This window comes from Mycolicibacterium rutilum, from assembly GCF_900108565.1.
In the GTDB taxonomy this organism is placed as follows: domain Bacteria; phylum Actinomycetota; class Actinomycetes; order Mycobacteriales; family Mycobacteriaceae; genus Mycobacterium; species Mycobacterium rutilum.
In genome coordinates, this window is record NZ_LT629971.1 from 740,505 (window position 1) to 754,405 (window position 13,901).

Genomic DNA, 13,901 nt, shown 5'->3' on the forward strand with positions numbered 1-13,901 from the left:
CCACCGCGCGCCCTACCGTCATCGGCATGTGGAATCACCAGGCATTTTCCGAGCCGTTGGGCGTGTCGGTCGGTGCGACGAACCTCGCCGCGATCGCCGACGGCGAGCCCGCGGTGATCCGGCCGGCCGAGCTGACCGTGCACGGGGAGCGGTTGTCCGGCTTCGTCGACCGCATCGGCGATCCGGTGCCGCTCGTCGGCCGACGGCGCCCGGCACCGCCCCGAGGCCCTGCTGGCCGCGGCGCTGCGCGACCTGAACCCCGCGGTCGGACGGGGTACGACGATCGCCGTGCCCGCGCACTGGCGCCCGTCGGTCGCCGACGGGCTGCGCCGCGAGATGCACGACGAGGTCGCGGTGGTCTCCGACGCGACGGCCGCGCTGGCCGCGCTCTCGGCCGAACCCGGTCTGCCCGGCCGCGGCGTCGTCGTCCTCGTCGACTTCGGCGGCAGCGGCACCAGCATCACCCTGGTCAATGCCGCGGCCGGCCACGCCGTGGTCGGTGAGACCGTGCGGATCACCGAGTTCTCCGGCGACCTCGCCGACCGGGCCCTGCTGACGCACGTGATGACCTCGCTGCCCGACGCGGTCGACCCGTCCGGCACGGCCGTGGTCGGGTCGCTGGCCCGCTTGCGCGACGCGTGCCGCGCCGCCAAGGAGCGGTTGTCCGCGCACACCGCGACGGCCGTCGCCGTCGACCTGCCGGGCCGGCGGACCGACGTCCGCGTCACCCGCACCGAGTTCGAAAGCCTGATCGCCGCGCCGCTTCACGACGTGCTCGCGGCGGTCGACGAGACGCTCGAGCGCTACGGCGTTCCGCTGGCGGCGGTGTCGGCCGTGGCCACTGTGGGCGGCTCGGCCCGCATCCCGCTGGTGACCCAGCTGCTCTCCGAGCATCTGCGTGCGCCGGTGGTGACGACGGCCGAGCCTCACCTCACCGCGGCGGCCGGGGCTGCGCTTCTCGCGCACCGCGCCGCGTCACCCGAAACCGCGACGGTGCTGGCACCCGCCGCCGCGGCCGTGACGGCGGCCGTCGGCGCGCTGGCCTGGTCCGAGGCCGAGCCGGATCTCGCACCCGAATTCGCACCGGAACCGCGGCCGGAACTGTCCTTCCAGCACGAGGATTGGGTGCACGAAGCCGAACCGCCGCGACGCGCCCCGTTGATCCTTTTCAGCCTCGCGGCGGCAGCGGTGGTCATCATGACCGCTGTGTTCGGCGCGATGCACCTGCGCGGCGACACCGCCGCCCCGATCGAAGCGGCGACGACCTCCACTCCCGAGGTCGCGCCCTCCCCCGCGCCTGCGGCGCCGGCTCCCACTCCTGCACCCCCGGCGCCGCAGGCCCCTTCCATCACCACGGTCGTCGTGCAACCGGCGCAGCGGACGAACCCCGCCCCGCGGCGCGCGGTGCCCGCACCTGTCGCTGCGCCCAGCTCGGCGCCGCCCGCGGCCCCGCCGCCCGCACCGCCCGTGACGACCCCACCAACGACACCTCCTACGACTCCGCCGAGCACGCCTCCCAGCACACCTCCGAGCACGCCTCCCAGCACACCTCCGTCGGAGCCGCCGTCCGAGCCGCCCGCCTCCCCGGAACCGCCGCCCGTCGACCCCGGACCCGGCGACGGAGGCTCCGATGAGGGCTCGAATCCGGCTCCCGCAGACCCGGGTTCGGCGGACCCCGAGACGGGTACCGACACGGTGCCTGCCGACCCCGAACCAGGTGGCGCAGGCTAGTTAGGTAAGCCTTCGTAGCGGCGTTTCCCGGCGAGATGCAACTATGAGCTGGCCCGGAGGGAAAGTTACTGACGGGTAACTAGCGGTAAGTTACTCTTGGGTAACTTAGACATGGGAGGCACGCGGTGGATACGCAGATGCTGATCAGGCTCGTCGTCGGCCTCGGGTTGACGGCCCTTGTGCTGGTCTTCGCGGCCAAGCGCGTGCTGTGGCTGACCAAGCTGATCCGCTCCGGGGCGCCGACCAGTCCGTCGAACAACCGCAAAGACGACCTCCGCAAACGCATCACCACCCAGTTCGAGGAGGTGTTCGGGCAAACCCGGCTGCTGCGGTGGTCCATCCCCGGCATCGCGCACTTCTTCACGATGTGGGGCTTCTTCATCCTCGCGTCGGTCTACCTCGAGGCCTACGGCTTGATCTTCGACCACGACTTCCACATCCCGTTCGTCGGCCGCTGGGATGTGCTCGGCTTCCTGCAGGACTTCTTCGCCGTCGCGGTGCTGCTCGGCATCGTCACGTTCGCGATCATCCGCGTGCTGCAGGAGCCGAAGCAGCACGGCCGCGACTCCCGGTTCTACGGTTCCCACACCGGCGGCGCGTGGCTGATCCTGTTCATGATTTTCAACGTCATCTGGACCTACGCGCTGGTCCGTGGCGCCGCGGTCAACACCCACGCCCTGCCGTACGGCAACGGCGCGTTCTTCTCGCAGTTGATGGGCTGGGTGCTGCGCCCGCTCGGCGAGACCGCCAACGCGTGGATCGAGACCATCGCGCTGCTGCTGCACATCGGCGTGATGCTGGTGTTCCTGCTGATCGTGCTGCACTCCAAGCACCTGCACATCGGCCTGGCGCCGATCAACGTCACGTTCAAGCGGCTGCCCAACGGCCTGGGCCCGCTGCTGCCCGTGGAGTCCAACGGCGAGATCGTCGACTTCGAGGATCCCGCGGAGGACGCGGTGCTCGGTCGCGGCAAGATCGAGGACTTCACCTGGAAGGGCTACCTCGACATGACCACGTGCACCGAATGTGGTCGGTGCCAGTCGCAGTGCCCGGCGTGGAACACCGGTAAGCCGCTGTCCCCCAAGCTCGTGATCATGAACCTGCGCGACCACCTGTTCGCGAAGGCGCCCTACATCCTCGGCGACAAGGAGTCGCCGCTGGAGAACACCCCCGAAGGCGGCCTCGGCGAGGAACTGCGCGGCGAGAAGAGCTCCGAGAAGCACGCGCACGACCACGTCCCCGAGTCCGGCTTCGAGCGGATCCTCGGCTCGGGTCCCGAGCAGGCGACCCGGCCCCTGGTGGGCACCGAGGAGCAGGGCGGCGTCATCGACCCCGACGTGCTGTGGTCCTGCACCACCTGCGGCGCCTGCGTCGAACAGTGCCCGGTCGACATCGAGCACATCGACCACATCGTCGACATGCGCCGCTACCAGGTGATGATGGAGTCCGAGTTCCCCGGCGAGCTCGGCGTGCTGTTCAAGAACCTGGAGACCAAGGGCAACCCCTGGGGCCAGAACGCCAAGGACCGCACCAACTGGATCGACGAGGTCGACTTCGACGTGCCGGTCTACGGCAAGGACGTCGAGTCGTTCGACGGCTACGAGTACCTGTTCTGGGTGGGCTGCGCGGGCGCCTACGAGGACCGCGCCAAGAAGACCACCAAGGCCGTCGCCGAGCTGCTGGCCGCCGCGGGCGTGAAGTACCTGGTGCTCGGCGAGGGCGAGACCTGCAACGGCGACTCCGCGCGCCGCTCGGGCAACGAGTTCCTGTTCCAGCAGCTGGCCGCCCAGAACGTCGAGACCCTCAACGAGCTGTTCGAGGGTGTCGAGCGGGTCGACCGCAAGATCGTCGTCACCTGCCCGCACTGCTTCAACACGTTGGGCCGCGAATACCCGCAGGTCGGCGGCAACTTCACGGTGCTGCACCACACGCAGCTGCTGAACCGGCTGGTGCGCGACAAGAAGCTGATCCCGGTCAAGCCGGCCGACGGTGGGATGGACATCACCTACCACGACCCGTGCTACCTGGGCCGGCACAACAAGGAGTACTCCGCGCCGCGCGAGCTGATCGGCGCGTCGGGCGCGAAGCTCACCGAGATGCCGCGTCACGCCGACCGCGGCCTGTGCTGCGGTGCGGGTGGTGCGCGGATGTGGATGGAAGAGCACATCGGCAAGCGCGTCAACACCGAGCGCACCGAGGAGGCGCTGGACACCGGCGTCTCGGCGATCGCGACCGGGTGCCCGTTCTGCCGCGTGATGATGACCGACGGTGTCGACGAGGTCTCGGCCGCCCGCGAGGTGGAGAAGGCCGAGGTGCTCGACGTGGCGCAGCTGCTGCTGGGCTCGCTGGACAAGAGCACCGTTACGCTGCCCGAGAAGGGCACCGCCGCCAAGGAGGCCGAGGAACGCGCCGCCAAGGTGGCTGCGGAAGCGCCTGCGAAGGAGGCGCCCGCCGAAGCCGAGCCCGAGCCGCAGGCCGAACCGGAACCCAAGGCTGAGGCGGCGCAGGCCACCGAGACCAAGCCGGTCAAGGGCCTCGGCATCGCGGGCGGGGCCAAGCGCCCCGGCGCGAAGAAGTCTGCCGCCCCCGCCGCGGCCGCTCCCGCCGCCGACGAAAAGCCCGCCGCCGCAGCACCTCCCGCGAAGGGTCTCGGCATCGCGGCCGGAGCCAAGCGGCCCGGCGCCAAGAAGGCCGCCCCCGCGGCACAGGCGGCGCCCGCTGCGGAGCCCACTCCCGAAGCCAAGCCGGAGCCCGAGGTCAAGGGGCTCGGCATCGCGGCCGGAGCCAAGCGCCCCGGCGCCAAGAAGGCGCCCGCCAAGGCGGCCCCGAACGAGGGCGAGGCCACGGTCACCCAGCCGCCGAACGTCGATCCGGACCAGGCGGTGGCGGGTGAGAAGACCGACACCGCGGATTCGGACCGAGGCTTGGACGCCAAGCCCGAGCCCGAGGTGAAGGGGCTCGGCATCGCTCCCGGCGCCCGCCGGCCGGGAGCCAAGAAGGCACCACAGAAAGCTACGGCACCGAAACCCGCTGCGGCACAGCCTGAACCGGCAGACAACGGCGAATCTGACAGTGCGCCTTCGGCATCCGCCGAGGACAAGCCGGCGGCTCCGCCGGTCAAGGGTCTGGGTATCGCCAAGGGTGCCCGCCCACCAGGTAAGCGCTGAGAGGCGTTGTCCGGCGATCAGCCTTAATCGTTGGACAACGGTGAGACTATGGAGGATGTGACGACCCACCACGTGCCGTTCCATGCGACCGGGCATCCGCGACCGCGCACGTTCACGCAGTCATCGAAGCTGCAGGACGTGCTCTACGAGATCCGCGGGCCCGTGCACGAGCACGCGTCGCGACTGGAGGCCGAGGGTCATCGCATCCTCAAGCTGAACATCGGCAATCCCGCGCCGTTCGGCTTCGAGGCGCCGGACGTGATCATGCGCGACATCATCCAGGCGCTGCCCTACGCCCAGGGCTACTCGGATTCCAAGGGCATCATGCCGGCGCGCCGGGCGGTGTTCACCCGCTACGAACTGGTCGACGGATTCCCGCGTTTCGACGTCGACGACGTGTACCTCGGCAACGGGGTCTCCGAGCTGATCACGATGACGCTGCAGGCGCTGCTCGACAACGGCGACCAGGTACTGATCCCGGCGCCTGACTATCCGCTGTGGACCGCGTCGACGTCGCTGGCCGGCGGCACCCCGGTGCATTACCTGTGTGACGAGACCCAGGGCTGGCAGCCCGACATCGCCGACCTCGAGTCCAAGATCACCGACCGCACCAAGGCGTTGGTGGTGATCAACCCGAACAACCCGACGGGTGCGGTGTACACCCGCGAAAACCTCGAGCAGATCGCCGAATTGGCGCGCAAGCATCAGCTGATGCTGCTCGCCGACGAGATCTACGACAAGATCCTCTACGATGATGCCGAGCACATCTCGATGGCGTCGGTGGCGCCGGACGTGCTGACGCTGACCTTCAACGGCCTGTCCAAGGCCTACCGGGTCGCCGGATATCGCGCGGGTTGGCTGGTGATCACCGGCCCCAAGGAGCACGCCGCCAGCTTCATCGAGGGCATCAGCCTGCTCGCGAATATGCGGTTGTGCCCGAATGTGCCTGCCCAGCATGCGATTCAGGTCGCCCTCGGCGGATATCAGAGCATCGAGGACCTGGTGCTGCCGGGTGGCCGGCTGCTCGAGCAGCGCGACGTCGCGTGGCAGCAGCTCAACGAGATCCCCGGGGTGTCGTGCGTCAAACCGCAGGGCGCGCTGTATGCGTTCCCGCGGCTCGACCCCGAGGTCTACGACATCGTCGACGACGAGCAGCTGGTGCTCGACCTGCTCCTGCAGGAGAAGATCCTCGTCACCCAGGGCACCGGGTTCAACTGGCCGACACCGGATCACCTGCGCATCGTGACCCTGCCGTGGGCGCGCGATCTGGCCAACGCCATCGAGCGGCTCGGCAACTTCCTGGTCAGCTACCGCCAGTAGCCCCGCCCCCTCTCGGGCTGCCTCTACCCTGGCCGGGTGACCCACTCGCACTCGCACTCCCACTCGCTGAGCGGCCCGTCACCGCTGGGCCCGCTGGCCGCCAGGGTCGTCGTCGGTCTGCTCGTGGCGATCGGGGTGGCCGTGCTGATCGGCGCCGCGCTGCTGTGGCCCAGCGGAGAGAAGGCCGACATTCCGCTGCCGTTCCAGAACGCGGCGGGTGGCGCGGTGACCACCGAGACCGGCCATGTGCTGTCCAGCACAGGCGCGACGTGTGGGAGCCCGTCGGCGGGCGAGGTGCTCACCGCCGACCCCCTGCCCGCCCAGGGCGAAGGCGCGCCGTGCGTGCAGTCCCTCGTCGCGATCGACACCGGGCCGAACAAGGGCGCCAACACCCTGCTGGAGATCGGCGTCGGCCCCGGGCAGCCCAGCCTGGCGGTCGGCGACGACATCCGCATCAGCCGGCAGGTCGACGACGCGGGCACCACCACCTACGCCTTCTACGACTTCGAACGGACGTGGCCGCTGGCCGCGTTCGCCCTCGTCTTCGCGGTGGTGGTCGTGGCCGTCGCCCGGTGGCGCGGGCTGCGCGCGCTGATCGGCATCGTCATCGCGTTCGGGGTGCTGGTCGTGTTCCTGCTGCCCGCGCTGCGCGACGGCGCACCGGCCGTCCCGGTGGCGCTGGTGGCGTCGGCGGTGATCCTGTACGCGGTCATCTATCTGGCGCACGGGGTGAGTCTGCGCACCAGCGCGGCGCTGCTGGGCACCCTCGCGTCGCTGCTGCTGGCGGCGGTGTTGAGCTGGGCGGCAATCGAATTCACCCACCTGACCGGCCTCTCGGAGGACCAGAACAACGAGGTCGCGGCCTACCTGGGCAACGTGTCGATCACCGGCATGCTGCTGGCGGGGTTCATCATCGGCTCGCTCGGCGTGCTCAACGACGTGACCGTCACGCAGGCGTCTGCGGCGTTCGAGTTGGCCGCGCTGGGCGACGGGGCGTCGCGCCGGCAGGTGTTCGTCGGCGCGATGCGCGTGGGCCGCGACCACATCGCGTCGACCGTCTACACGCTGGTGCTGGCCTATGCGGGCACCGCGTTGCCGCTGCTGCTGTTGTTCAGCGTCGCCAACCGCTCGCTGGGTGACGTGCTGACCGGCGAGAGCGTGGCCATCGAGATCGCCCGGTCCGCGGTCGGCGGTATCGCACTGGCGCTGTCGGTGCCGCTGACGACGGGGATCGCCGCGGTGCTGGCGACGCCTAGCGTTCCAACAGCTCCAGCAGATAGCGGCCGTAGCCGGACTTGAGCAGCGCCTGGCCGCGGGCGGCCAGCTGGGCGTCGTCGATGAACCCGACCCGCCAGGCGACCTCCTCGGGCACGCTGATCTTGAGTCCCTGCCGGCGCTCGATCGTGCGCACGTAGTCGCTGGCGTCCAGCAGCGAGTCGAACGTGCCGGTGTCCAGCCAGGCGGTGCCGCGGGCGAGCACCTCCACCCGCAGCCTGCCCTGGTTGAGGTACGTCTGATTGACCTCGGTGATCTCGTATTCACCACGGGCCGACGGCTTGAGCGAACGGGCGATCTCCACCACATCGTTGTCGTAGAAGTACAGGCCCGGCACGGCGTAGTGCGATTTGGGCGTGGCGGGTTTCTCCTCCAACGACAGCGCCGTGCCGTCGGCACCGAACTCGACCACACCGTAGGCCGACGGGTTGGACACCCAGTACGCGAAAATCGCTCCGCCGTCGACGTTTTGGAACCGGCTCAGGCTGGTGCCCAGACCGGGGCCGTAGAAGATGTTGTCGCCCAACACCAACGCCACCGAGTCGGTGCCGATGTGGTCGGCGCCGATCACGAACGCCTGCGCTAGACCGTCCGGCCGCTGCTGCACCGCATAGCTCAGGTCGATGCCGAAAACCGACCCGTCGCCGAGCAGGCGGTGAAACGCCGCGGCGTCCTGCTCGGTGGTGATGATCTGGATGTCGCGGATGCCGGCCATCATCAGCGTGGACAGCGGGTAGTAGATCATCGGCTTGTCGTACACGGGGACCAGCTGCTTGCTGACGCCCATGGTGATGGGGTACAGCCGGGTGCCCGCGCCGCCGGCCAGGATGATGCCGCGCATGCCGTCAGCCTAAAAGGCCGTGCGCTCCAGCCAGCCGTCCCACACCGCCGCGTCGCCGAGCACTTCGACACCGAGGTCGGCGGCCGTGCGCCGGCGGGTCAGCGCCAGCAGCAGGTCGGTCGCGGAGCCGCGCAGCGCGGCGTCGGCCTTGCTGTGGTTGTGCGACCACCAGACGCCGTCCTCGTCGTGCACGATCGTCCACTCACCGGTGGGCCCCAGGCCGTCGTCGAGGGCGTGCATGTGCAGGCTGCGGCCGCGGTCCAGCGCGCCGGGGCGTGCCACCAGTTCCACCCACTCGCTGATCGCGTCGGCGGCCAGATCCGGCGGCGGGTCGTATTTGATGCCGAGGGCCAGCGCCGCGTCGGCGCGGTGCACCTCGACCTCGTGCAACCGCCTGCGGATCCACCAGCCCGCCGGGCGGGGGCCGCGGAAGGTCCACACCCGGGCCGCGGCACCGACCCGGTCGACAGCGTCGATGATCAGCTGCGCGCCCTCGATCAGCCAGTCGGTGGCGGCGTCGGGGTCCTCGGGCGGTTTACCGTCGCGCACCTCGCGGGGATCCAGCTCGGCGATGCGCTGTTCGGCGATGATCTGTGCGGCCCAACGGCTTCCGCGGCCGACGTGGCGGAACAGGTGTTTGAATGTCCAGTCGGGGCAGGTCGGTACGGGTGTTGAGGGGTCTGCACTGCGGATCAGCTCACCGAAGGATCGGGTCTGGTCGAGCAGCGCCGCTCGGAAATCCACGTCTGCGAACCTACTCAATACTCGACGCGAAAGCCTCCGATAATCGTGATCTCGTTGCCGTCCGGATCTTCGACCCTCGCCAGGCGCACGCCCTTGTTGGCTTCGACGATCTCGCCGGGCGCCAGGCCGCGCTCACGCAGTTCGGCTAGGTGGACGTCGAGGTCGTCGACGGCGAGGTTGAGCAGTCCGCGACCGGCGCGTTCGGCGTCGCAGAACACCTGCACCCAGGCGCCCGGGCGGACCTGCCATTCGACCAGCGTCGGCATCGGGGTGTTGTCGGGCGCCCTACCGAACAGGTCGGTGTAGAAGCGGCTGCTGACCTCGATGTCGGCGACCGGTACGACGGCCAGCACGTGTTCGATCGTCATCGAATCCTCCGTTTCGTCTCGGAGGTACAGACCGCCTCAGGGCCGCGCACTCACCGCCGCGCGGCTGCCGAGCTCGATCGGCAGCGACGACCAGCCGCGCAGCACCCGGGTTTCGCGCCGGCTGCCGTCGCCGGCCAGCTTCGCGTCGGGAAAGCGCTCGAAGAACGTGCGCAACCCGACCTCGCCCTCGGCGCGGGCCAGCGCCGCCCCGAGGCAGAAGTGCCTGCCACCGGAGAACGACAGGTGCTTGCCGGCATTTTCGCGTTCGAGGTCGAACCGGTGCGGGTCGGCGAACACCTTCGGGTCCCGGTTGGCGCCCGCGACGTACAGGATCACCCCTTCACCCGCGCGCACGAGGTGACCGTCGATCTCGGTGTCCACCTTCGCGATTCGCGCGGTGAGCTGCACCGGCGGGTCGAGGCGCAGGATCTCCTCGACGGCGGTCGGCCACAGTTCCGGGCGGGCCGCGAGCGTGCCGAGGTGCTCGGGCTGATCGAGCAGCAGCCGAATCCCGTTGCCCAGCAAGTTGACCGTCGTCTCGAATCCCGCCGCGAGGACCAGTCCGGCGGTGGCCAGAAGTTCCTGCTGCGTGAGTTGCGCGCCATCGTCGGAGGCCGCGATGAGCTGGCTCATCAGGTCGTCACCGGGAGTGCGCCGCAACTGTTCCAGGTGTGCCGACAGCCAGTCGTTGAATCCCTCGATGCCCCGGTAGACGGTGCGGTACTGCGACCACGTCAGCCCGATGTCGAGGCTGGGGGCGGCCAGCTCACCGAATTCGAGCACGCGCGGACGGGCTTCGTCGGGCACGCCGAGGATGTCGCCGATGATGGCGACCGGCAACTGGGCGCAGTAGCGCTCGACGACGTCGACGGTTCCGGCGCCCGCCAGTTGATCCAGCAGGGTCTCCGCCGTTTCCTGTACCCGATCCTTCAGCGCCGCAACGGCTCTGGTGGTGAACACCGACGACACCAGCTTGCGGTAGCGGGTGTGTTGCGGCGGCTCGACCGACAGCATCGACGGCGGTTCCAGCGGGTGCAGCAGTCCGGTCCTGGTGCGGTTCGCCACCCACTGCAGCGGCTTGGGCAGGTTCGAGCCCATCGCGATGACGTGAAAATCGTCCGAGCGCAACAGATCGTTGGCGATCTTGTGGTCGACGGTCATGTGCACGGCGGCGGCCCGCACGATCGGTCCGCGTGCCCGCAGTTCCTCGGTGAATGCGACCGGGTCGGCCCGCACCGCCGGATCGGCGATCAGCCGGCCCTGCGGATCTCCGCGGCGGGCAAGCAGTTTCGACGCGCCCCGCACGAAGCCGTGCACGGCCAGCCACCGGATCCGGTGCCGGACGGGACCCGCCCGCCGGCCCGTGCGCGTTGATTCCACGTGATCTCGCTAGCTGCAGAAGATCAGGAAGCAGTTCGATCCGCCGCCGGATCCTCCGCGTTCGTAGCCGCCACGCGAGCCTCCGTCGCCGTACCGGCCGGATCCGCTGCCGGGGTATCCGCCGGATCCTGGGTAAGCGCCGGACCCGCTGCCCGGACCGTTCTGCCACGGCGGGGTTTCGGGTTCGGGCGCCTCGGGCTCCTCCTGCGACGGCGGAGACCACGGCGGTTTGGGCGGCGTCCAGGTCGGCTTCGGCGGCGTCCACGTCGGCTTGGGCGGTGTCCAGGTCGGGCGCGGCGACCACGGGTTCCACGGGTTCTGCGGCCGCGGGTAGTAGTACGGCGGCGGCGCGACGACCGGCGGCACGAAGACCGGTACCGGAGCGGGTGCGACCGGCGCGGGCGCGGGAGCGGCCGGCGGTGGTGGCGGTGGCGCGGCGGGTGCCGGCGGCGGTGCCGCGGGCGCCGGGGCCTCCACGTAGACGGTGCGCGGCGGTGCCTGCGGGGCGGGCTGCTGCTGCACCACGGGAACCGGCGGTTTGATGGTCTCGGCCACGACAGGCGGCGGCGGCGGTGCCTGCGCGGGCTGCGCCTGCTCGACGGGCGCGGGCGGCGGCGCGGGTGCGACGGCACTCGGCACGATCGCACTCTGGCCGGGGCTGGGCCGCTGATCGGCGGTGGGCCGGATGCTGACCGCCAGCGAAATCACCAGCGCCACAACGCCGACGACGAAGATCGACGTCAGCGCGCTGCCGACGAGCAGGAACGGCTTACGGTCCTCGGCAGGCGCCGGGGACAGGTCGGTGCGGGGTTCGAAGGCGGCAGCGTATGCGCCGTCCCCGCCGACGGGCGCGAGTTGGGTCTCGGCCGCGGCCAGCCCGGCGTAGACGGAGCCCGCGGTGGTTCCGTCGGGGTCCTGCGAGTACGCCAGCCCGACGGTCGAGGCCTCGAACGCCGGGGCGTGGGCCGCGGCGAGCGCGGCGCCGCGCGCGAGCGCCATCTCGGGTTCGTCGGGCGCATGCACGGGCAGGCTCACCAGGTCGGCGAGGTGGCTCTTCACCGAGCTGACGTCGACGCCGGAGCCGACGACGAACATGCCCTGCGGCGGCGCGTCCTGGGCGGCCACGGCCGCGGCCATCTCGGCGAGCACGGCCATCGCGTCCTCGCTGTGCAGGGAACGGCTGAGCACCTTGACCACCGAGCCGTCGTCGGTCTGCACCACCGACAGCGTCGCGGTGTCGCGGTCGATGAACAGCAGAGCGGTGGTGGCGTAGCCGACGGCGCGGCCGACCGCCTGCGCCAGCGCGGCCGCGGCGTGGCCGTCGGAGACCAGCATGACGTCGTCGATGCCGCGCGCTGTCAGAGTGTCGCGTAGCTGGGCTGCCTCGGCGTGATCGCTCCACGTGACGCCGATGGCCTTGAGGTCGTGGCCCCCGGCATCGGCGCTCTCCTTGGTGCCGAGCACGGCGTCGACGACCTGGCCGGCGACCGACGTTGCCGACTGGTCGCCACCGCCGACGTCGAACACGTCGTGGTCGACCGTCGCGCCATCGGCCTTCTCGCCCTCGACCAGCACCATGCGGACCGTCGTCGGTGTCATCGACACACCAAGAACGATGTCCACTGACCCCTCCAAAGTGTTTGCTGCCTGGTTCAGTTCGCCGCCGCGCACGGCGCTCCGCACAAGCCGGCGACTAGTAATAAATCGTCCTGGCCAGCACGGGCGTTACACCCCGACCGGAATTTGCTACGGCATGGGTGCCGCCGACGCCGACATCTCGACCCTACTCGTGTCAACGACCGACCGCGCCGGACCGTTCAAGGAACCGTAGGAGGCTCAGGACTTGATGAAGTTCTGGTACGACCGCGACGGCGTCGGCCCGCGCTGGCCCTGATATTTGGAGCCGGCACGCGCGCTGCCGTAGGGGTGCTCGGCAGGGCTGGTGAGCCGGAGCAGGCAGAGCTGGCCGATCTTCATGCCCGGCCACAGGGTGATCGGCAGGTTGGCCACATTGGACAGCTCGAGGGTGATGTGGCCGGAGAAGCCGGGGTCGATGAAGCCGGCGGTGGAGTGGGTCAGCAGGCCCAGCCGGCCGAGCGAGGACTTTCCTTCCAGGCGGCCCGCGAGATCATCGGGCAGCGTGCACAGCTCGAGCGTCGAGCCGAGCACGAACTCGCCCGGATGCAATACGAACGGCTCCCCCTCGTCCGGCTGCACCAGCGTGGTCAGCTCGTCCTGCTGCTTGGCGGGGTCGATGTGGGTGTAGCGGGTGTTGTTGAAGACCCGGAACAGGTTGTCCAGTCGCACGTCGATGCTGGACGGCTGGACCAGGGTGTCGTCGAACGGCTCGAGGCTCAGGCGTTCGGCGGCGATCTCGGCGCGGATGTCGCGGTCGGAGAGCAGCACGCGACGAGCGTAACGGTCGCCGACGGCGCATCAGACGCCGAAGTCCCCCAGAGCACCGCGTGGTGCGCTGGGGGACTTCGTGCGAGTTACTACCGGCCGAAGCCGCTCAGGCCGCCGCCGATGGCGCCGAGCCCGCCCTGGATCGCCTTGCCGGTCTGGCCGGCGCCGAACTGGGTCAGGTCGCCGAGGCCGCCGAGGCCGAACTTGCCGAGGTCGCCGGTGCCGCCGACGCCGAACTTCGTCAGATCCCCGGTGCTGCCGATACCGAACTGCACCAGATCACCGGTGCTGCCGACGACCCACTTGCCGAAGTCGCCCGCATCGCCTTCGTCGGCGTGGGCGGCCGGTGCGAGAACACCGATCAGAGCCGCACCGGCGATCGCGATGCCGCTGGCCACAGTTGCGCGGAGTGTGAATTTCATGAGGGTCCTCCCAAATCAATGATCCCGACAGCAAAAAGATAACTCGGGTTCTGTCGAATGTGAAGTCGATTGCCTGTGAAGTGTTTAACACGTCACAATGTTTATTGACGCGGATAGTGGGTACCGCCGCTAGCTGTTAGCTGGACTACGGGCTGAATATCAGTTTGACGAGCCCTCTATCAATATCACATCGGCCAGCAGACCGCCGCGCCGGGGCTAGTGGTTGCGTTGCGATAGCGCGATATGT

General features: G+C 69.8%; 12 protein-coding genes. 4 read left to right on the plus strand and 8 right to left on the minus strand.

The features are described from left to right. Positions 1-34: 34 nt before the first annotated feature. Positions 35-175 (minus strand): hypothetical protein, encoded by a 141-nt coding sequence (locus tag BLW81_RS29215; protein ID WP_157897570.1) that lies wholly within the window; start codon positions 173-175, stop codon positions 35-37. 113 nt (positions 176-288) lie between these two features. Here BLW81_RS29215 and BLW81_RS03635 point away from each other — a divergent pair, with 113 nt between their 5' ends. From BLW81_RS03635 to BLW81_RS03650, 4 genes are all read left to right on the plus strand, one after another. Then, positions 289-1,731, plus strand: a complete 1,443-nt coding sequence (locus tag BLW81_RS03635; RefSeq protein ID WP_157897571.1) for an Hsp70 family protein — start codon at positions 289-291, stop codon at positions 1,729-1,731. Positions 1,732-1,856: 125 nt separating this feature from the next. Continuing rightward, positions 1,857-4,898 carry a heterodisulfide reductase-related iron-sulfur binding cluster gene (locus BLW81_RS03640; protein ID WP_083406028.1) on the plus strand — a complete coding sequence of 1,014 codons (3,042 nt, stop codon included), beginning with the start codon at positions 1,857-1,859 and terminating at the stop codon, positions 4,896-4,898. 48 nt (positions 4,899-4,946) lie between these two features. Then, entirely contained in the window at positions 4,947-6,218 is a 1,272-nt protein-coding gene (locus tag BLW81_RS03645; RefSeq protein WP_083406029.1) for a pyridoxal phosphate-dependent aminotransferase, read from the plus strand. Between the two features lie 36 nt (positions 6,219-6,254). Further along, the gene (locus tag BLW81_RS03650) at positions 6,255-7,517 is read left to right on the plus strand and encodes a YibE/F family protein (RefSeq protein WP_083406030.1); all 1,263 of its coding nucleotides are present in this window, start codon (positions 6,255-6,257) and stop codon (positions 7,515-7,517) included. On the opposite strand, the gene rfbA is transcribed toward BLW81_RS03650, so the two are convergent. The 7 genes from rfbA to BLW81_RS03685 all read right to left on the minus strand — a co-directional run bounded on the left by rfbA (position 7,471) and on the right by BLW81_RS03685 (position 13,654). Beyond that, entirely contained in the window at positions 7,471-8,334 is an 864-nt protein-coding gene (gene rfbA, locus BLW81_RS03655; RefSeq protein WP_083406031.1) for a glucose-1-phosphate thymidylyltransferase RfbA, read from the minus strand. The genes BLW81_RS03650 and rfbA overlap by 47 nt on opposite strands. Before the next feature lie 9 nt (positions 8,335-8,343). After that, positions 8,344-9,078, minus strand: coding sequence for a maleylpyruvate isomerase family mycothiol-dependent enzyme (locus BLW81_RS03660; protein ID WP_083406032.1), 735 nt, complete (start codon positions 9,076-9,078; stop codon positions 8,344-8,346). Positions 9,079-9,092: 14 nt separating this feature from the next. Beyond that, the gene (locus tag BLW81_RS03665; RefSeq protein WP_083406033.1) at positions 9,093-9,446 is read right to left on the minus strand and encodes a VOC family protein; all 354 of its coding nucleotides are present in this window, start codon (positions 9,444-9,446) and stop codon (positions 9,093-9,095) included. Between the two features lie 36 nt (positions 9,447-9,482). Continuing rightward, complete coding sequence (locus tag BLW81_RS03670; protein WP_083406034.1) at positions 9,483-10,826, minus strand: cytochrome P450; 1,344 nt, start codon at positions 10,824-10,826, stop codon at positions 9,483-9,485. A 9-nt stretch (positions 10,827-10,835) separates the two neighbouring features. After that, a complete protein-coding gene (locus BLW81_RS03675) occupies positions 10,836-12,449 on the minus strand; it encodes a DUF7159 family protein (protein WP_173839572.1) in 1,614 nt (537 codons plus the stop codon). Between the two features lie 213 nt (positions 12,450-12,662). Next, positions 12,663-13,232 carry a dCTP deaminase gene (gene dcd / locus BLW81_RS03680; protein WP_083406036.1) on the minus strand — a complete coding sequence of 190 codons (570 nt, stop codon included), beginning with the start codon at positions 13,230-13,232 and terminating at the stop codon, positions 12,663-12,665. 89 nt (positions 13,233-13,321) lie between these two features. After that, entirely contained in the window at positions 13,322-13,654 is a 333-nt protein-coding gene (locus tag BLW81_RS03685) for a hypothetical protein (protein WP_083406037.1), read from the minus strand. Between the last annotated feature and the right edge of the window lie 247 nt (positions 13,655-13,901).

Excerpts from the sequence above, each read along its gene's own strand:
- rfbA (WP_083406031.1), bottom strand. The coding sequence starts at position 8,334 with ATGCGCGGCATCATCCTGGCCGGCGGCGCGGGCACCCGGCTGTACCCC.
- BLW81_RS03685 (WP_083406037.1), bottom strand. The coding sequence starts at position 13,654 with ATGAAATTCACACTCCGCGCAACTGTGGCCAGCGGCATCGCGATCGCC.
- BLW81_RS29215 (WP_157897570.1), bottom strand. The coding sequence starts at position 175 with ATGCGGTCGACGAAGCCGGACAACCGCTCCCCGTGCACGGTCAGCTCG.
- BLW81_RS03645 (WP_083406029.1), top strand. The coding sequence starts at position 4,947 with ATGGAGGATGTGACGACCCACCACGTGCCGTTCCATGCGACCGGGCAT.
- BLW81_RS03665 (WP_083406033.1), bottom strand. The coding sequence starts at position 9,446 with ATGACGATCGAACACGTGCTGGCCGTCGTACCGGTCGCCGACATCGAG.